Annotated in this window: 19 protein-coding genes; 10 read left to right on the top strand and 9 right to left on the bottom strand. The window is 49.8% G+C overall.

Translation table 11 applies throughout. The annotated features are described in order from the left end of the window. The first annotated feature begins 47 nt into the window (after nucleotides 1–47). Together VFO10_RS03200 and VFO10_RS03195 are read left to right on the top strand one after the other, a co-directional pair. Nucleotides 48–632, top strand: a complete 585-nt coding sequence (locus tag VFO10_RS03200; protein ID WP_325137235.1) for a hypothetical protein — start codon at nucleotides 48–50, stop codon at nucleotides 630–632. Nucleotides 633–657: 25 nt separating this feature from the next. Next, nucleotides 658–2,202: a flotillin family protein gene (locus tag VFO10_RS03195; RefSeq protein ID WP_325137234.1), complete on the top strand. Its 1,545-nt coding sequence runs from the start codon at nucleotides 658–660 to the stop codon at nucleotides 2,200–2,202. 31 nt (nucleotides 2,203–2,233) lie between these two features. On the opposite strand, the gene VFO10_RS03190 is transcribed toward VFO10_RS03195, so the two are convergent. Beyond that, on the bottom strand, nucleotides 2,234–2,941 hold the full coding sequence (locus tag VFO10_RS03190) for a hypothetical protein (RefSeq protein ID WP_325137233.1): 708 nt from the start codon (nucleotides 2,939–2,941) through the stop codon (nucleotides 2,234–2,236). A gap of 275 nt (nucleotides 2,942–3,216) precedes the next feature. Here VFO10_RS03190 and VFO10_RS03185 point away from each other — a divergent pair, with 275 nt between their 5' ends. The 5 genes from VFO10_RS03185 (at nucleotide 3,217) to VFO10_RS03165 (ending at nucleotide 8,135) form a co-directional block, all read left to right on the top strand. Further along, nucleotides 3,217–3,411, top strand: coding sequence for a hypothetical protein (locus VFO10_RS03185; RefSeq protein ID WP_325137232.1), 195 nt, complete (start codon nucleotides 3,217–3,219; stop codon nucleotides 3,409–3,411). A gap of 51 nt (nucleotides 3,412–3,462) precedes the next feature. Next, nucleotides 3,463–3,834, top strand: coding sequence for an adenosylmethionine decarboxylase (gene speD / locus VFO10_RS03180; protein WP_325137231.1), 372 nt, complete (start codon nucleotides 3,463–3,465; stop codon nucleotides 3,832–3,834). Further along, entirely contained in the window at nucleotides 3,831–4,640 is an 810-nt protein-coding gene (locus VFO10_RS03175) for a bis-aminopropyl spermidine synthase family protein (RefSeq protein WP_325137230.1), read from the top strand. The genes speD and VFO10_RS03175 overlap by 4 nt, the downstream gene beginning before the upstream one ends. Before the next feature lie 31 nt (nucleotides 4,641–4,671). Then, on the top strand, nucleotides 4,672–5,448 hold the full coding sequence (locus tag VFO10_RS03170; RefSeq protein WP_325137229.1) for a class I SAM-dependent methyltransferase: 777 nt from the start codon (nucleotides 4,672–4,674) through the stop codon (nucleotides 5,446–5,448). A 71-nt stretch (nucleotides 5,449–5,519) separates the two neighbouring features. Further along, nucleotides 5,520–8,135: an Hpt domain-containing protein gene (locus VFO10_RS03165; protein WP_325137228.1), complete on the top strand. Its 2,616-nt coding sequence runs from the start codon at nucleotides 5,520–5,522 to the stop codon at nucleotides 8,133–8,135. An 11-nt stretch (nucleotides 8,136–8,146) separates the two neighbouring features. On the opposite strand, the gene VFO10_RS03160 is transcribed toward VFO10_RS03165, so the two are convergent. Then, entirely contained in the window at nucleotides 8,147–9,709 is a 1,563-nt protein-coding gene (locus VFO10_RS03160; protein WP_325137227.1) for a hypothetical protein, read from the bottom strand. Nucleotides 9,710–10,107: 398 nt separating this feature from the next. On the opposite strand from VFO10_RS03160, the gene VFO10_RS03155 reads away from it, so the two are divergent. Further along, entirely contained in the window at nucleotides 10,108–10,404 is a 297-nt protein-coding gene (locus VFO10_RS03155) for a DUF6289 family protein (RefSeq protein ID WP_325137226.1), read from the top strand. 66 nt (nucleotides 10,405–10,470) lie between these two features. On the opposite strand, the gene VFO10_RS03150 is transcribed toward VFO10_RS03155, so the two are convergent. Together VFO10_RS03150 and VFO10_RS03145 are read right to left on the bottom strand one after the other, a co-directional pair. Next, nucleotides 10,471–10,686 carry a hypothetical protein gene (locus VFO10_RS03150; protein ID WP_325137225.1) on the bottom strand — a complete coding sequence of 72 codons (216 nt, stop codon included), beginning with the start codon at nucleotides 10,684–10,686 and terminating at the stop codon, nucleotides 10,471–10,473. A gap of 93 nt (nucleotides 10,687–10,779) precedes the next feature. Beyond that, nucleotides 10,780–11,625, bottom strand: coding sequence for a hypothetical protein (locus VFO10_RS03145; protein ID WP_325137224.1), 846 nt, complete (start codon nucleotides 11,623–11,625; stop codon nucleotides 10,780–10,782). Between the two features lie 309 nt (nucleotides 11,626–11,934). On the opposite strand from VFO10_RS03145, the gene VFO10_RS03140 reads away from it, so the two are divergent. Continuing rightward, nucleotides 11,935–13,320, top strand: a complete 1,386-nt coding sequence (locus VFO10_RS03140; RefSeq protein WP_325137223.1) for a Fic family protein — start codon at nucleotides 11,935–11,937, stop codon at nucleotides 13,318–13,320. Nucleotides 13,321–13,652: 332 nt separating this feature from the next. Here VFO10_RS03140 and VFO10_RS03135 read toward each other — a convergent pair whose 3' ends face one another. After that, a complete protein-coding gene (locus VFO10_RS03135; protein WP_325137222.1) occupies nucleotides 13,653–14,162 on the bottom strand; it encodes a hypothetical protein in 510 nt (169 codons plus the stop codon). Further along, on the bottom strand, nucleotides 14,123–14,668 hold the full coding sequence (locus VFO10_RS03130; RefSeq protein ID WP_325137221.1) for a Panacea domain-containing protein: 546 nt from the start codon (nucleotides 14,666–14,668) through the stop codon (nucleotides 14,123–14,125). Before VFO10_RS03130 ends, VFO10_RS03135 begins: the two co-directional genes overlap by 40 nt. Before the next feature lie 720 nt (nucleotides 14,669–15,388). Here VFO10_RS03130 and VFO10_RS03125 point away from each other — a divergent pair. After that, complete coding sequence (locus VFO10_RS03125) at nucleotides 15,389–16,480, top strand: tyrosine-type recombinase/integrase (protein WP_325137220.1); 1,092 nt, start codon at nucleotides 15,389–15,391, stop codon at nucleotides 16,478–16,480. 28 nt (nucleotides 16,481–16,508) lie between these two features. Here VFO10_RS03125 and VFO10_RS03120 read toward each other — a convergent pair whose 3' ends face one another. Genes VFO10_RS03120 through VFO10_RS03110 form a run of 3 tightly spaced genes read right to left on the bottom strand, consistent with a single transcriptional unit; the run spans nucleotide 16,509 to nucleotide 18,799 of the window. After that, nucleotides 16,509–16,895: a hypothetical protein gene (locus VFO10_RS03120; protein ID WP_325137219.1), complete on the bottom strand. Its 387-nt coding sequence runs from the start codon at nucleotides 16,893–16,895 to the stop codon at nucleotides 16,509–16,511. 1 nt (nucleotide 16,896) lies between these two features. Beyond that, complete coding sequence (locus VFO10_RS03115) at nucleotides 16,897–17,277, bottom strand: hypothetical protein (RefSeq protein WP_325137218.1); 381 nt, start codon at nucleotides 17,275–17,277, stop codon at nucleotides 16,897–16,899. A 10-nt stretch (nucleotides 17,278–17,287) separates the two neighbouring features. Beyond that, nucleotides 17,288–18,799, bottom strand: a complete 1,512-nt coding sequence (locus VFO10_RS03110; protein ID WP_325137217.1) for a GxxExxY protein — start codon at nucleotides 18,797–18,799, stop codon at nucleotides 17,288–17,290. Between the last annotated feature and the right edge of the window lie 76 nt (nucleotides 18,800–18,875).

The raw sequence follows: 18,875 nt of genomic DNA, 5'->3' as shown, positions 1-18,875 counted from the left end.
TTCCTTCGTCTCTCACCAGGGGCCGTTCCCACACAGCAAGGGTCACTATGACATCGACTATCAGTCTTCTCTTTATAATTTCCGCAGTTCTGGGTGGCGCCATCCTCCTTGTCCAGCTTGTCATTCATCTTTTCGGAGGTGCCATCGGTGACAACGATCTTGACCTCTTCGAAGGCGGTGATGCCGATGCGAGTTTCAAAATACTTTCGCTGCAGGGCCTCAGCGGTTTTTTCACCATGTTTGGTCTCGTCGGTCTTGCCCTGCTTTGGGAAAACCATGTGGTGCCTGCCATGGCTGCAGCCGGGGGTTTTGCCGCCGGTCTGCTCACCACCTGGGTGATGGGCAAGATCTTTGCCTGGGTCAAAGGCCTGCAGTCGAGTGGCACCATGCAGATGAAAGACGCTCTTGGCGTCAGCGGCACAGTCTACACCCGCATTCAAAAACATAAACCAGGCAAGGTCACTCTCGTCGTCCGGCAAAGGCTTCTGACCCTGGATGCCTGCACCGAAGACGACATCACGCTGGAGCAAGGCGACCGCGTCCTCGTTCAGGCCATCGAAGACGACGGCAGCCTTCGCGTCTCGCCCTTCATTCATCATTCCCCATCGGACATACATCCCTCACAGGGTTGATTCGAATCATTAAGGAGAACTTTTCATGGAACACGTTGGTCTTTGGGCCATTTCTATCATGGCCTTTGTGGGCCTGACCAGCATCACGCTGCTTTTTCTGGCTTCCCGTTATAAGCGTTGCCCCTCCGACAAGGTTTTGGTTGTCTTCGGTAAGGTCGGGGATGGACAAACCGCCCGCTGTATTCACGGCGGTGGCGCTCTCATCTGGCCTTTGATTCAGGACTATCAATACCTGAGCCTGACCCCGCTCACGATCAATATTGATCTGAAGAATGCCCTCTCGCGCCAGAACATTCGCATCAACGTCCCCAGCACCTTCACCGTCGGCGTCAGCACGCAGGCATCGGTGATGAACAACGCCGCCGAGCGTCTTCTGGGCCTGTCCCCGGAACAGATTGAGGCGATGGCTGGCGAAATCATCTTTGGTCAACTGCGCCTGACCGTGGCCTCGCTGACCATTGAGCAGATCAACCAGGATCGCGAAAGTTTCCTCGAGGAAATTCGTAAAAACGTCGAGCCCGAGCTCAACAAGATCGGCCTGAACCTCATTAACGTCAACATCACCGACATCACCGATGAGTCCAACTACATCGGCAGCATCGGCAAAAAAGCTGCCGCCGAAGCCATCAACCGCGCCCGTATTGATGTCGCCGAACAGGAAAAAATCGGTGCGATCGGTCACGCCGAAGCCCAGCGTGAACAGCACGTTCAGGTTGCCCTGACCGAAGCCGAATCCGCCAAGGGTCAAAAAGCGGCCCAGGCCGACCAGCGCATCTATGTGCAGCAGCAGGAAACTCTCGCCTCTGTTGGTGAAGCGGAATCGCTTCGCCAAAAGGATATCGCTGTCGCCAAAAACCTGGCAGAAGCCGAAAAGGGTAAGAAATCCGCCCAGGCTGACCAGCGTATCTTCATCCATCAGCGCGAAGCCGAAGCAGTGGCCGGTGAAAACCAGTCGAAAGCTTCGATCGTCAGCAGCAACGCCGAACTCTCCGTGCGTGAGGCCGCCGCCCGCCAGCAGGCTCAGGTTGCCCAGCGTGAAGCGGAGGTTCAGATCCAGCTGGCGGAAGCCAAGGCTGAACGCGAGCGACTGACCGCCAGCGAGGTCGTGCGAGAGGAAATCGAACGCCGTAAAATGGAAATCCGCGCGGCCGCGGATGCTGAGCAGGTCCGCCTGCGCGCCCGTGGTGATGCGGATGCGATCATGGCGAAGTATGAAGCCGAAGCGGAAGGTCTTTTGAAGGTGCTGTCCGCCAAGGCCAAAGGTTACGAGGCCCTGGTGCAAAGCTGTGCCGGCGATGCCAAGGCTGCCGCGTCCTTGCTTATGATTGAAAAGATCGAAGAGATCGTCGCGACTCAGGTGGAAGCGATCAAGAACGTGAAGATCGACAAGGTCACGGTTTGGGATTCGGGAAGCGGCGATTCCTCATCAACCGCCAACTTTCTTTCCAATATGATCAAGAGCCTGCCGCCGCTGCATGAGGTTGCGAAGATGGCTGGCGTCCAACTCCCTCAATATCTCGGGGAAATGCAGTCCGAATCCGAACGTCCTGCTGCTGTGACCCAGCATTAAAGGAAGGCGGCTCCGGCCGCCCTTTGCCCACTCAAGGAGCGTTCAAAAGACCGGAATTCAGGAAGCGCCACGCAAGGTTCACTGTGATGATGGTCAAAGCGAAATAAAGCAGCCGCAGGCTCCAAAGGCGGGGATCCAGCGCTGCACCCGCACGAGCCCGCTGAGCGATTAGGTTTCCCAGCTTCTCATAGAGTTTAAATACCGCGAAATCACCGAATAAGACCCCGGCTCCGATCACAATCAAGGGCAGCGTCCCATCATAGGAATTTTCGTTGAACGTCAGCCACCAGGTCATCCAGAAAATGGCAAGGCCCGGCTGGAAAGCTGTTGCCATGAATCCGGCCGCGAACCACACCCAGAGCCTGTCCCCTTTCTGGGACTTACGGAAAGTCCATTCATCCTGACCACCCACCCGGGGTTTGCGAGCAGCGCGCTTGGACACGATGATGCCACCGCCTATCATCATCAGGAGCAGGATCTCGCTGACAAGTCGAAAACTCTCAGGCAAAATTCCATCAGGATGAAGCGCATCCATCCTGCTCAAAGCATAACTCAGCCCGGCATAGAAGGCGTCGCTGATGATCACGCCCAGGACAGCTGCATACCAGCGAGCCTTTTGCGATTGAATGACAAGCGCCATCAACGCGAAATTGATGGGGCCGACGGGAACTGTGGAGACGACAGCGCCCATTGAAGTCAAGAGGAAGAGCGCCAGCATAATTTCCCCGGTTGGCATCATGTTCTGCCTCTGATCATACCGGAAGATGGGTCACGCCCACCAGCCGCCCACCCAACTGTCATACTTTGACAGTTCTGCTAATTTCTGAGAGGGCAAACCCAAAGTTCTTATCACAGGACACGGTTTTGGGAGAGGTATGGTTTGTGCATGAGCCTCAGGAATCTCATTCATTTGCTCTCGCCGACGATCGATCAGCATGATCGATCATCGGCGGGTTCTATCATCCTTTTCTCCCTGGAGGTATCGTGAAAATTTCTTGTGCATTGGGGCTCCTGTTGTTTCTCTCACTTCCTGCTTCCGTATCGCTAGCCAAGGACAGCCGCAAGTCTAAAAAAGAGGCGAAGGAATGCCAGGATAAAGGTGGAACCTGGGACAAGAAAAAGAAGAAGTGCGCCGTACCGGAGAAGAAAGAATCCACTGAAGTCCAGGAGAACTCGACCAACCCTGCGGAAGACGCGCCAGCTCAGTGAACAGTGCAATTGATGGGTTTTATTTTGCCTTCTTATAGAAATGGAGTCGATATGGACACGCTTGGACGTCATCTTATTCTCGACATTTGGTACAGCTCATTTTCTGAAGAGATCTTCCAGAAGAAAATGGATATCATAGTGAACCAAAATTTTCAGGTCGTCCAATCCGTGTCCCATCGTTTCAGTCCCCAGGGCGAAACCAGAGTCTACATCCTGTCTGAATCCCATGTCGCTGTTCATACCTATCCCGAACATCGCTATGTGAGCGTCGATATCTATATATGCAACTCCGCCTATGACCTCAAGTCGATCGCACAGTCCGTCATCAAGATCTTTCCCGCATCGGACTATCGGGAAAGGACAGTGCAAAGGGGCAGCAAAAGCCTTGAATCCAGAGAAAAAACGTTCGAGATTTCGCAATGAACCTTCTCAATCCCAGCCATCGCCAGTTTTTGGATCTACCGCTGCGCGGCAAGCTGCATTTCCTGAGTTACCTTCTGAGCGCCAGTCGACGCAACGCGAGCGACGACAGTGACGGGAACCTGATCTTGAAGGGTTGGAAGCGCAACCATCATCAGCTTCCCTGCACATCCGAAACGCGCATGCGCCGGGCTCAATTATTTCTGAGTCTAGGTTTTCAACATAAAAGCATTTGTCTCCTGGGTGATGACGATCTCGTCGCTATTGAACTCATGAAACTGGGTTTCACCCGGGTCACTGTGTATGATTGTGATGCCAAGGTGCTGAACCAGATCGAAGAAGCCATTCCGAAGCATTGCCGTCCGTTCCTGGAACTGAAGCAAATGGACTTTCATTGTCCGATCGGCTTGCGATTTCACTTCGCCGATTTGGTCTGCTTTGATCCACCTTACAACCGCGAAGGTCTTGAGCTGTTCCTGAAAACTGCGCTGGCCTGTTCCAAACAGGACGAGGGAAGCAAGCTGATCATGATGACCATCCCTATTCTTTTTCAGAACAAACGGGACGACTGGGCAACAGTGGAGCGCAATCTTCAAAAAGGCGGGTTTTTAAGTTCGGAAACACACCCGAACTTCAATTCATATCCTCTCGACTTTTTCAGCCGATTCTGTCTGTTTTGCCTCTCACGGCCGTACTATCGGCAGTCGCTCACGCTCGGGGAGATCCGTTTTTTTTCCGACTGCCTCGTCTGGGACTATCGGCGATCCAAATCGTCCTCATCGCTCGCTTTCCCGGAAGAAATCCCCTAGTATCTCTGTCTTCCAACCACAGAGGTGCACCATGGATATTGTTCGCTATAATAAATCAGCCTGGGATCACCAGGTTTCAGTCGGCAATCCTTGGACCATCCCGGTTTCCACCGATGAGATCGCCCGCGCTCGACGCGGCGAAGTCCGTATGCTCCTCACACCGCAAAAAGTTATTCCCTCTGACTGGCTTCCTCAGTGGAAGGGCTGCAAGGTTCTGGCTTTGGCCTCAGGCGGTGGTCAGCAAGGTCCTCTGATGGCGGCAGCTGGGGCCGAGGTTACAGTCTTCGATAATTCTCCGCAGCAGCTGGCTCGCGACCGTGAAGTAGCCAGCCGCGAAGGTTTGACCTTAAGAACAATTGAAGGTGATATGGCCGATCTTTCCGCCATACCGGACGCAAGTTTTGACTTTATTTTGCACCCCTGCTCGAACGTCTTTGTCCCTGATATCAAACCCGTTTGGCGTGAAGCGTTTCGAGTTTTAAAAAAGGGCGGCACCTGTCTTGCGGGCTTTTGTAATCCCGTCCTCTTTACCATGGATTTTGAAAAAGAAAAGGAAGGTCTGGCTCAGATGCGCTACAGCATTCCCTATAGCGACCTCACAAGCCTGACCGCAGAAGAAAGGGAACGTTTTCTTCCCAAGGGTGAGCCGTTGGCTTTTGGCCACAGTCTGCAGGATCAGATCGGGGGTCAGCTCGAGGCCGGGTTCGTCCTTAGTGGCTTCTACGAGGATGGTTGGGATGCAGACAAGGCACCCGTGCATCGCTTTTTGAAATGTTTTATCGCAACGAGGGCTTACAAACCGCTCTAACGTAGGCAACAATCGAACCTGTCCCTTCAGGTCTGATTCCTTCACAATAGCAGTGAGGATAATCAAACCCTATGATGCTGTTGCAAATAATCGGGAGCCTGGCTCTTCTGCTGGCGGGCGCTGCTTTTGCAGAATCAGACGAGCAACGCCGGGCCATCAACCTTTTGCTCTGGACTGAGCCTGGCCAGGATTCAACAGTCGAAGACGAAAAACGTCAGCTCAAAGACGTTCTCGAAGACCCGCTTCAAACAAAAAACCATAAGTACCTCGCAGCCGGCATCTATACTGGCTACCTTGTTTTCGCCAACAAGCTTGCGGAGACCCGGTATTATTGCCAGCTCTATCCCCCACAGCCCTCGTACTTTGAGTACCGTGCAAACTGCGTGATTGGCCAGGAACGTCCTATTCTGGAACGCACGCATGAGCTGGAAGCCATCGCCGAGGAAGCCCTTAAGGCCAATCCGGACCGCACCACCGCCTCGGGAATCTTCACGCAAAGCAGTGAAATCCTGCGGATGGCCGGGCACACTCATGAATCCATTCGGGCAGCCAAACGCAGTTTTGAATCCGTCCCTCCGCGCGCAGAAGAGGCCATGGCCACGGGCAAGCAAAATCTCGCGGGGGCGTATGCCAACGTCCTGCTCTCACCCTCCCTCCAGCGCCAGGCCCTGCAATACTATGCCGAGGTCCGGGATTGGTTTGCCGCCATTCAGCCCCCCACTGCTGACTCGATTTACCAGATGCAGCTGAACAGCTTCAATGTTGCGCTCGTGCATCTCCTTCTTTTCCGCGACTACGATCAGGCTCTTTTCAATCTCGATAAAGCCGTCGGCTTTTCCCCGGCCAAGGCTGACATTCCTATTTTCAAGGCCTATGCGTGGGCACTGAAAGGCAACTCGGTCGAGGCCCGCAAGCAGCTTAAGACTGTGGACCTCACGCTATCACAGGACCCAACCCGGCAGGCTTTTCTTCGCTGCTACTTCGATCTTACAAAGCGTCTGATAGGAGACGCGACCGACATTCAGAGCTGCCTCAAACTTGAGGAGCCGACCACTGAAATACTCCTGGATCTCACCACAACTCTTTCAGGAATGTCTTTGAAACCTGAAGAGGAAAACAGGATGTGGCGCATGTTTTACCGCTTCTTTGTGGAGAATCTGAAACCTGATTATCAGAATTCCATGGACTCAGCGGCCGCGGAAGCGGAACTGCAGCAGCAAAAGGCGGAGAGTCGCCTTAAGGATCTTAAGCTCAAGAACATGAAACTCTATCAGAATCTTTCCTGGGCTCTCATCGGCATTGCTCTTTTCTGTACACTTGCATTCTTCTTCGCTGTCCGCTCCTGGCGAATCAGTCGCCGTCATGCCAATGATATGAGACGCAGCCAAAAACGGCTTCAAAACATCATGGAGAGCATCGAAGAAGGGCTTGTGCAGATCCGTCCTGATCTGGCTTTGGCTCCGGAAAAATCGCGTCACCTGGAGGCCATTATCGGTCATCAGGATCTGGAGGGTGCGCACCTGGATCAACTCCTCATCCGCACTGACCTGAGCGTCGATGCTCAGGCGCAGTTGAAGCAATGCCTCGGCGCCTGCTGGGGTGAAGGTGAGCTCGCCTGGGAACTCAATCAATCCAATCTGCCGACCGACGTGCGTATCGACGACAAGGACATTGCTTTCTACTGGCAGCCTCAGATGGATCAGGATGTGATCGTCTCGGTGCTCCTGGTAATGCGCAACGTTACGGCCATCAAGGACCTGCAGCGTCTTTCAGAACACGCACGGCAGGATGCGGATCGCATGCTGGTCTATGCGCAGCAGATCCTCGCCTGTCATCCGCGGGCGGTTTCCTCGTTTCTTCAGGAGCTTCCCCATCTCCTCGAAGAGCTCAAACACTCCATCCTCCAAGCAGACGATAAAAATACCGCCAGTCGCCTCGCGCATCGTCTCAAAGGAAGCGCTCGTGCCCTTGGTCTTAAGGATCTTCAGGATGAAGCCCATCGGCTTGAGGATGCGTTTCAGACTCTAAAAAAGTCTGAGATCGAACGCAGTTTGGAAGATCTTGCGGCTGCGGGCGGCCGTTACACACGGGCCATGCAGCATATACTCGGAAAATCCAGTACAAAGGCAGAACCGCAGAGCCTGCTCGATCTTGTCACCCACTATCGCTCAGCGTTGGAGCAGCAGCTGGCGGCCGCGGGCATTTCCCTGGCCCGTCTGCAGATCGATGAATCCGTTCGCTTCCGTCCCGATGAATTGCTGGCCCTTGATGAAATTCTCCTCCATGGTCTGACCAACGCGGCCGATCATGGATTCATCCTCCCGCGAAAAGAAGGCCGCGTGATCCCCGCCGCCTCCTTCGCCCTCACCGCCGCACAAATCGGCCGGGAACGTGTCCTCACGCTGCGGGATAACGGGGCTGGGCTGGATCTTCAAAAACTGAAGACTTTGGCCTATGAACGACGTTGGACCCCCGGACCTGGAGAGACGTGGAGCGATGTTCTTTTCCTCACAGGCGTGTCCACCGCCGAACAGTTGACCCACACCAGCGGCCGGGGCGTGGGACTAGCTGCGATCCGCAGCGCCGTCCAGCAGATGGGTGGGGCCGTGGAGCTTCTCAATAACGAAGATGGTCCTGGAACCACGCTCCGCGTGCGTTGGCCTCTTGCAGAGTCTGCGGCCGCGTAGTCCCTTCCGTTTTATTTCTCAACCTGATCAGGTCCCGAGGGGGCATCAGCGTATTGCCATGCAAGCTTATACTCCTCCAGAACTATCCCTGCTTCCGCAAGACGCTCCTGAGACTTCAAACTTTTGTAGAGTCCGAACAAGGCCCAGCCATTTTTCGGAAAATCTTTCAGATCTTCACGATACGCGCGTTCAGCTTCAGCGAATTTACCCGCAGTTTGATAGACCTCGCCAAGAATAAGGTGCGGGGATTGATACCAGGCTGGTGGCTCGATATAGGTCAGACTATCCTGAATCGCGACAGCCTGAGTCAAATCCTGAATGGCCTTCGCGTAGTCCTTTTGTGCCGCAGCCAGGACGCCTTTGGCTTCCGCGATGCCGATGCTCAGAACGGTAGACGCGGGATTGAGTCCTGCAAGAAGCGAGGTTTTCATCGCAGGTGCCTGGGCCAATGTTTCAAGTTGGGCAATATTCTGCTGGGCCTCTTCAAATTTGCCTTTATTCGTCAGTGCTTTGGCCCGAGCAAAATGCCAAAGCGCGCGGGCATAAGCCCAGTTCTGTTCGGGTTCAGGCTCAGCCAGGACGCGATCCCAGTCTTCGAAGCGAGTGGAAACCAGAAGTGGTGTGGACCAGAACTGCTGAAGGTCGAGGGTATCCGGGGATTGCTTGGCGAGCGGAGTGATATATTTCCTTAGATCTTCTGCGGTTTGCAAAGCAAGGGCGCGACGTCCTTCGAGACCGGCAGCGGCGACCAGGAAATCATAGTTATGAGGTACATAGAGCATGTGATAGAAGCCGGTCGTAGCCGGGCACATGGCGATATATTCCTGATCAGCTTTGATCGCTGCTTCATTCACTTGCGAAGCATCATGATAGCGCCCCACCCGGATATAGATGTGCGAGGCCATGTGAACAAGGTGTCCAGCTCCGGGCACAAGGTTCACAAGACGGTCCGCCGCTTCCTCTGCGAGTTCAGGTCTTTCTCTTTCCACAATATGGATCAGAAAGTGAATCGCGCCTGGATGCACTGGGTTTTTATCCAGGACTCGTTTCAGCGATGCAATCATTTCTTCAGTCCCCTCGCGAGGCTGGCCCTCTGGAGTCCAGTAATTCCAGGGCATGGTGTCCATCATTGCTTCAACAGCGAGCGTAACGATGTTCTCATCCTCGGGATAAGCAAGCGCGACTGATTTCATAGCCTGGGCGTATTCTTTGTCCAGCGTTTGTCGGTCGGCTGCTGGTGTTTCCCTGTAACGTGCAGCGAGAGCCTCAATGAGAGCCTTCTCCTTAGGGCTAACATTATTCACTTTCGAAAGAGCTTGCTGCAGCGCATTCCACGCAACAGGAACAGCAGCTTCTGTCATGGGGGCATTGATGTTGGGACCTTTTACGTAAGCCAGTCCCCAGTAGCACATCGCACATTCCGGATCCAGTTTGATCGCGGCCTGAAATCGCTCTTCCGCAGCGTCGTGATTAAAGCCAAAGGCCCAATTCATGCCTTGGTTCATAAGCTTTTGCACTTCAGGATTGCTGGTGCTTATGGGAAATGTGTAGGAGCCCAGGCCATGTTCAGCCATCTCTGAACAGTGGTCCTCTTGTCCATCCGCCCACGACAGGGAACTCGGTATTTGTGAGCCTACGACTGCAGTAAAGAATAAGTAAACGAGTCGATTCCAATGCGGGTTCTTCATATTTTCCTCACATTCTCGTTCGTTGAAATTGCCATTTGGAATGTGATTAAACGAGCTGTGCAATCCGTGTCAACGTCCCGAAATATACAAATGGCCAAGATTCGAATTAGGGGCTTATCTTGTGCGTTTTGAATGCCTATGACTCATCAACACTTTCTGGCCTTGGTAGAATTCCTAGCTCCTTCCCTAAAAGATATCCGCAAGCTCGCAGCAAATTCACAGGCATCCCGTCTTTCTTCGTGTGAACTCATATGACAATGCAAACATCGTTTGGAGGTTCAAGTATGAAGTTGCGTTTAGGAATGCTGTCGGCCGTGCTCATGCTCTCGTCTCTTTTTGCAGCCAATCAGGCTACATCGCGTCCTTCAAAGGAAGTCGAAACGATTTACTTTGATGGTCCTAACTTTGAAAATGAGGTGGGTGGACGGCTTCTGACCTGTGGTGGCGGCACAACGCGATGGGGAAAAAGTACGCGTTGGTATATGCGTTCGGAAGCTCCATGTGACGAAGGTCCTGGAATGAGTTCCTGCTTCGCCTGCACGTTGGATAGTGTCTGTATGCCCGTAAATTGTCCGGGCTGATAGTCAGAATATAAAACCCGACCTTCGTGTGAAGAGTCGGGTCTCTATTCAAATCTTCAGGTTCAATCAATGGACCTCAGTCGAAGGTTTGGTCTCAGCTGTGCTCGTAGCTGCAGCGGGCTTGCAGGTGCTGCGGGACAGGCGTGAGCCGACCACGGCTTCCTGCTGTACGCAGGTCTGCTTTGCTGAAGTGCCTGGGGCAGATGTGACGCAAGCGGTCAAGGCACCAGTTAAAAGGGCAGCAAAAGCCAGGTTACCGACGGCGACTGAAAACTTATTCATAGACAATCTCATGATTTAAGGGGGTTAATCGGGTTCAAGGCCCTGCACAGAAGTAAGACGCATGGCAGGGCTTTTTGTTGCAACCAGGGCCTATTAGGGGCGAAATTTAAGCAGTCGGCCGCCAACGAAATAATAGTCCTGGAATACATACTTGGAGGCTTCCGCAATCTTGAGAGTAATCGTCTTGGGTTGCGAACAGTCTTTGGTGAACTCGCTGGCCGGATAAGCTTCGGCACCCAGGAGGTTGTCCCCACTGTCATTCCAAATACTAATTTGGCCGGCTTCGCACAGTTCTTTGATCGTTACGACCTTGGTCTTATCTTTGCCAGCTGAGTAGCTGTTAAATTCGAAAGCATCACCATTCGCGAGTTTTGCGCCCGCTCCGTATTCATCCATATCCTGTTCCAAGCGGTTGATGGATACGCTTTCATTTTCAAAAGTCATTGTCACGGACTTTCCGTCCTGACTGGTACTAATCGTGACCTCTTCGCGTTTGTTATTCACGATGGGCGTGATTCTAAATGTGGTTCCCCTCTTTTTGTCAATGAGGGTGAAGGCATCGTTTTCCCAGTTCAGGTCACAAGCATCGGTCTTTTCATACATGCACAATGCAACAGGATCCAGGGAACCAGTATAATTTGCGTCAAGTTTTACAACCTGGTTCGTAGCAACAACCCGGGCTTCATCTTCAGTCGCGGCATAGATAGCTGTTTCGACGTTGCCATCTAATTTCTTCACGTCAGCAACGTAGATTTTGGCTTGTGCGTTCGAAATATATTCGATGGCATCTACAAAATCGCTATCGAGAGTGTAATGTTTCAGAACGGTCATAGGTTGATATTCGCGATTTGTTCCGATTCCATTTGTCTTGGAGGAATTACTTTCATGACAAGCAACGGGAAGAAGAGTCAGGAGCAACACAGCAGGAGAAAATTTCATGGTAGCCTTTCCACAACAGAGAATTTGACTCGGAATCCCGAAAGCATTCAGGATTGGGTTGGCATACTGCAATGGCCAAGCCATGGTTATCCCACTGAAATTTCTGCTGGTTTTTTACAGTTTCGAAGGCTTACTGTCAGAAAACTTAACACCTGATCAGAACAGCGAATTGCGACAGCAACCTGTCGCAATACTTGAAATTGCGACAGCAATCTGTCGCAATACTTGAAATTGCGACACAAAAATGTCACAATATGGTCAAAATAGTATGTATTGCGACAGAATTTGTCGCAATACTAGGAGTCAAAAATGACGCCCCTGACAAAACAAGATATTGAAGGCATTATTCTCAATCTGTTTTCCTGGCACGATGAAATCAATATTCATCTTATTGCCGGAGCAGCCGGACTATCCAGTGCCAATGTAAACGATCGCCGAGCCATACAACGCGCCTTAAAAAGACTTCTGGATCAAGGAAAAATTGAAGCCCGAGGTCAAGCCCGCGCGCGATCTTATATTTCCGCTGAACCTATAAATCATGAGGTAAGACCTGGGTTTGCTGGAATTCCGCTTTCTCAGGCTTCTGAATCTCTCCTGAATTATGTTTCACAACCCATGCAGGCCCGCATTCCAACAGGCTACAGTAAGGACTTCCTTGGATCTTACCAGCCGAATCGCACATATTATCTGTCCGAAAATCAACGCTCAGATCTGCTTAAAATTGGGAGGATTGAAAACAGAGATCAACCAGCAGGCACATATGCAAGGACTATCTTAAATCGACTTTTAATTGATCTATCGTGGAACTCGAGTCGCTTGGAAGGCAATACCTACAGCCTATTGGAAACCAAACGCCTCATCGAATTTGGAGAAAATGCTACTGGAAAAGACGCTTCCGAAGCCCAAATGATTTTGAACCATAAAGAAGCGATCGAATACATTGTCGAATCTGCGGTTGAGGAGCCCATAAGTGCACACACTATCTGCAGCGTACACGCTTTACTTTCAGACAACCTACTTGGTGATCCCGGCGCATCAGGTCGAGTGAGGCAGATCCTGGTAGGCGTCAGCGGTACGACCTACATCCCTCTCAGCAATCCACATTTGCTTCAAGAAATGTTTCAGGTTTTCACCAACAAGCTCAATCTGATTAAGGATCCTTTCGAGCAATCGTTCTTTTCCCTTGTTCACTTATCATATCTGCAGGCGTTTGAAGACGTGAACAAGCGCACAGCCAGAATGGTCTCCAATATCCCTCTTATCAAAAAGAATCTCAATCCTCTTTCTTTTGCAGATGTCGATCGCGATGCATACATAACTGCACTTCTTGGGATTTATGAGAAAAATGACGTAAGTTTACTGCGGGACCTTTATCTCTGGGCATACAAACGATCAGCTCAGCGATACTCAGCCATACAAGAAGCTATGGGTGAACCTAATATTTTGAAAATGAAATTTCGAAGTTTGATCCATGAGATTGTTCGAACCATCATTTTGCAGAAATTACATGGATCGGAAACTGTTGAGAAAATTAAAAACATCCTTGAAGAAACTGGTCTTTCAGAATCAGAAAGATCAGATATTTTTAAAATAGTTGAAACCGAAATCCTGAGCCTTCATGCTGGAAATATCGCACGATTTAAAGTAAGACCAAGTGAATTTCAGGAATGGGAGTCCCAATCACGTAAGAAATAAAGAATAGTGAGCCTCCCACAGGCACGAATCAAATCGGATATCATCGCAACGACCAAAAACAAAAACGCCCAGATCTTTCGATCCAGGCGCTTATTTTTTTTGGTAGCGGGGGCAGGATTTGAACCTGCGGCCTTCGGGTTATGAGCCCTTGGCAACGCAAATTGGAAATCGCGCGGGTCTTGGCTTTACCGGAAATACTTTAAACATGTCGGTATATTAATGGAAATCCTTGGAAAACTTTGGAAAGTCTAAGAAGGGGGTACTAACAATTTTTCAGCACTTTTACGGCACACTTTAAACATAGAAAGATAGTATCTGTCGCAGTCCTGTTTTTACCTGTTCTTCTTTTTGACCCGTTCCTTTACTAATTCTCCTGCTATTTGCTTTATGTGCTTTGGTCTAAATTGAGTCCCTTTAAACATATAGAATGCTCCGACTCCGCCGATTATCCAGAAGATACCCTGTAGAGTCGTTGATACGAATACAGATAGCAATTTTGTAGAATTATCGGATGGCACTCGTCCTAGCAACAGCCAAAACACTACAAACGCATTCAAAACCAGCAGAATCGAACAAAGGGCATAGACAAAATCCTTATACCCATCACGACCGGCATGCAGTCTTTCTTCACTTCGCTGAAAAGAGTTTTGAAAAAGATCCCATAGTTTGGAGAACTCGTCTTTTTGTTGTGCTGTTCCAAAGTGGTCTGCTGGGGGCGGCACGAGAAGTGAATCAGGAGGGTTCTGCTCCTGTTCCAGGATGTCGGGGGTCACTACATCTTCAAGCTGTTTCTGAAGCGCATTTAGTGCTGCTTCATCATGAGACTTTTGATTTTCGACCATTGATCACCATTAAAATACTCGCGCAAGTCATCGCCATCAATTGGCACTGTCTTGAACTTTAGCTTTTCTTCACCACCAGCTTTTTCTACACACTTTGCCCATGGTGTACCTGCCAAGTGCGTTATCCTTGAAAGCATTGGGCCATCTTTTTCTCCAAAAACTTTCCAGATGTTCTCAAGGATCGGCACAGAAATGGAATCTACTGGTTCTTCGAAATGAACAAATTTTGAGGCGCTATCATCCCAGCGACTAGCAAATGTGGTAATCGCCCCTCCACCAAAGTCTTTGAACTCATGGTACACACTTGGCTCAACAGGACCGTATTGCCAAGCGTGAAATTTTTGATTTATCAGGTCAATGCCGTTAGCCTTCGCTTCACCTACGGCGAAAAAAATCAGCTTCTGCAGTTGCATCGGCGAAAGTGAAGCTCCCGAAGATCTGGCCTTCACAAGAAACCAGTTGGCGACTTGCTTCGCTTCGTATGGAGGATTTTGTGGTTCAGCCATAGCTCTCTCCCACGATCGAGAAATCTTTATATCTGATCGACCTAAGCACGGGAAAACTTTAGACAATATACAGGTGCTCATACATAAACCGTTGTTATTATTATTATTAAAGCATGTCCGTGCAGATGCAATTTTGTCGCCGAACTAAACCCTCGGCAAAAACAGGTAACAGGAAAGCAAAATGACTATTTCTTAAGCATTTATGCCAAGAATCTTCAACACCAATTTTGGTTCTCCTGCTGAACGGCAACCAGCATGGATCAAAAAAACAAAATATCGTAATTACGGCAACTTATGACTGTCGTTCGCCCCGCATTTTTCTTAGGGCGGTGGAGTGACGATTTTCTGCCCGGAAGCGGCTGGATTGTTGGCTAGACTCCACAGCCACTTTCATCACAACACCAATGACTGTTGATTTTGGACATTGCCTTCCAGGCGGTTGAACTACCATAAGAAGTCACTTCCCCGACATCTCGCACCACTGCTAGACAAGCTTCCAAAAATTAGGAAGCTCCGCGTCGCGGCTGAGCGGGTAGAGTTTCTGGACGATGAGGAAAAGGCAAGGCTCGTCGACTCAGCTGCCTCCGAACCTGAATGGCATGCAGCGATCCTGATTGGCCTCAATTGTGGACTTCGGATCGGTATGTGCAAATTGCGTTGGAACGTTCGCTACCGCTGGGAGCGTATTTGCGAGTTCCTCGAAAGCAGGAAGGAAAAGAAATGAGTGTGAGCAAGACTAGCAAAGGTAACTACCGAGTACGTTGGCGGGAGAACAACACCCACCGGTCAAAAATCTTTGACCTGAAACATGACGCAAACCGATTCGAGATCGAGGTGCGCCGGGAAAAGCAAAGGATGGTTTTCCCCCCGGAAGCGCCAGTACCTGTTGCGATGACACTTCTCGAATACAAGGAAGTCTGGTTCCGTGACTACGCGAACGCGAACAAGACTGCTGGTTCGCGAAAGAACGATGAAGCGATACTGAGAAATTACCTGCTGCCTTGGTGGGGTGCAAAGAACCTTCGCGACATCACGAGGAAGGACGTTCACAGCCTGCAGTCCGCGCTGGTCGAAGAAGAGCGCCTCTCAAGAAAAACAATCAATAATATCATAGGTTTGTATCATAATCTGTTCAAAGACGCCATGGGCTGGGACCTGCTCGACAAGAATCCTTGCGCAGGGGTAAAACCGCTGGCCGTTGGTGAGCAAGATTTCGACTTTTGGAACCACGAAGACCGCGATAATTTCCTCGCTTACGCAAAGATCCACGACCCCTATCTTCATGATTTAGTGGCCATCGCGGTCTATATGGGTCTCAGGAAGGGCGAGATGGAAGGGCTTTTACGCGATGCTCTGGATATCGAGGCTCGCCAGATCACGGTCAAGAGGAACCACTGCTACAAGACGGGGACGTTACTGAGCCACACCAAAGGAAAGAAGATAAGACGTATTCCGATGAACGAAGTCGTCTACCGAATCTTGAAGCTGCGGTCGTCGATTCCGCAAAAGGAATCCGTCCTACCGTGCGACTATCATCACATCGTCGATCGCCGCTTCAAACCGCTGCAGGAAACGGCTGGCGTGAAAGTTATCACCTGGCATGATCTACGCCATTCTTTTTCCAGCCATCTTGCCATGAATGGTGTGAGCATGTTCGACGTCAAAGCCCTGCTTGGTCACGCCAATATTAGCACGACAATGAGATACGCCCACCTAGCACCCGACCACCTGAACGGCATTACCGACCTTCTTTTGAACGGACGACGAAACTATCGCGAAGACAAAAATCTTGCGCACAAATCATTTTACTAAACGTTCCACGGCAAACGGGCTCTAGAAATCATACTCCACCGATATCGCTATCTTTGAAGAATCCTTCCTTTGTGCTCCACCCCGGCTTATAGTCAACTGTAGCGCGGAAAGCGTTTCGGAATGACTCAATAGCTCCGGTGTACTGCCCCAAGATAAGGACTGTATCGCTGTTCGAAGGGAGGGATTCTTCATCCAAATCGTCGAGAAAATCAGAAACAGGGAGGATTTTAAACAGTTCCTTCATCGGTTTCAAACGCTTGTTGATCATCGAAACCTTGAGTTTGTTAAGGCTTCCATCGGGTTTCTTCTTCGAAAGTTCCTTCATTTCTTCAACAAGCGACCGGATCATTGGTTCGATAAGAATGAAACTTTTGACCTCAGCCAACGATGGAAGTGTCTTCGACGCTTTTGCCATATCACCTCTTCTTTAATTTTTCAGGTGGTTTCGTAAAGCTTTCGCTTCGCCGCTTATTGATTACCCAGTACCATTCGCCAAATTCAGATTCAATATTGTCTGACCTCAATTTTTCAAGACAAGATAGATACTGACCACAGACAAAAGCTACATCGCTAGTCGTAGGAAGAGAATCAACATCGAAAACTGAAAAATCTTCTGCTGGCCTGTAGTCGTCACCTAGAACATCATTCGCTGCAATCAGTAGCGCATTAACAAAGCCCAACTTAAATTTACTGACAGCATCATTTGGATTCTTTTTTGATAAACTACTAACTTCGACGTAAACCGATTCAAGCTGGCCGTTAATTTTCTCGAAGGCATCTATTTCATCTTGATTCAAAGGTCCTCCCTTAGCTTGGGCACGCTCTCATAAATTCAACATACTTTTTATTTATTACTTCAATCGGATCTCGCTGTTTGGATTCAAACACATTCACCATCATGTCGATGTCCGAATCCGTCAAAACAAGAATACACTTTCGCTGTCCTGACCACAGGTCAATCAAATTCCTCTGAATAGTCTTCGTCGGTTCATTTCTAGTCACCAAAATTCCGAATGACCCGAAAGATTCCTTTAGATAACGATTAATCTGATTAATATGATCTCGTTCCAATTCTTTAACATTTTTCAGCTCAAAAACAATTTGCCGACAGGAATATTTATCCCAAAGATCGCTTAAAAGACCGATGCTCTTATTGTTGTAGAAAACAAGATCCCGAATATGAGCCCCAGAGTCCGTCCGTGATTGCTCCATTGCGAAGTCCAAATGAGGATAGAGCAGCGATGGAAGCAATCTACAAAGTTGATCTTCATATTTCTTGTCTGCGTTATTGGTCTTGCCGGAAGGAAGCTTACTTATGGCTGCCAACAATCTCTTTGCAGAAACGACAGGAATCGTCGAGAACAATGGATCATTTTTGCAATCAGCAAACGATTTTTCGCGATTCTTAATATATCGGTCGATGACACCATAGTTGTCGCGGTTGAAGTTCAGAATCTCCACTCGTCCCGGATGCGGAGCCCCTTCTTCAACGTACTGCTTTAAGTAGTGGTTTTTGAAATAGTCTTCGTAGCCAATCCATGGGCTAAAACGAAGCCAGCGTTTTGGAACGAAAAGGATCGGCTTTCCATCATTTGGGTTTATCGGTACTTCAACTTCGATATTCTTAAACACATCTTTTCGATCGTCGTACAAATCTAGAATCGTGGTTTTTTGACAAGGGATCCCGTACTTGCCGCACTGGTCCAGCGTAAAATCAACAATAAAAGATTTTAGCAAGACGCATGCAAAATCACTGATCCGGTCTTTCGAAACCTTGTCCACGAACAATTGCACTTCTTCGATATGTTCTACATCTGTCCCCATTTTCTGCTTTGAGACTTCAAAATGTTCGAGAATGGATTTCGCCAATTCCTGCCCGATTTTGACTCCTCTTCTTGTCGCGGATTCACCCAAGCCGACTTCTGAACATTCAGATATTTTCTGAAGTTTGGCGATTCGTTCACTTTGGCTCCCTTTCGTGATTAGCGAACGAAATGCATAGATCATACTCTGATGCAGGGCTTGGTCTTGCTGAGACGGAGATTTCCAAAGAAGAAAGGGGTCCACGTAGAGAGGAAGATCTTCATCTAGGAAAGGGATCGCGAAGTCAGCTTTTTCCTGTGAAATCGGAATGCCGAAGTGATCGGTCAATCTAGGACGAATGATAGTCAATATTTCACCGATGAAAAGAAGGAAACTTCTTACGACAATACCGTTGCACAGTGGCGATTGCAACTCGGCGCAGCCTAAGTCCGGGTCATCTCGGTTGAGTGTGGGTGCGATTAAGAAAAGGAAAATAGGAACATGGGGAATCTCCAATTAGGTTGGGTTTGCCACAACATCAACCAAATCAGGGATTTACCCCATGTCTTTGGACAATCTAGCACGGATCATT

It is taken from the genome of Oligoflexus sp., from assembly GCF_035712445.1.
GTDB lineage: Bacteria > Bdellovibrionota_B > Oligoflexia > Oligoflexales > Oligoflexaceae > Oligoflexus.
The sequence above is the reverse complement of the archived record's forward strand: the minus strand, read 5'-3'. Positions and strand labels throughout refer to the sequence as shown.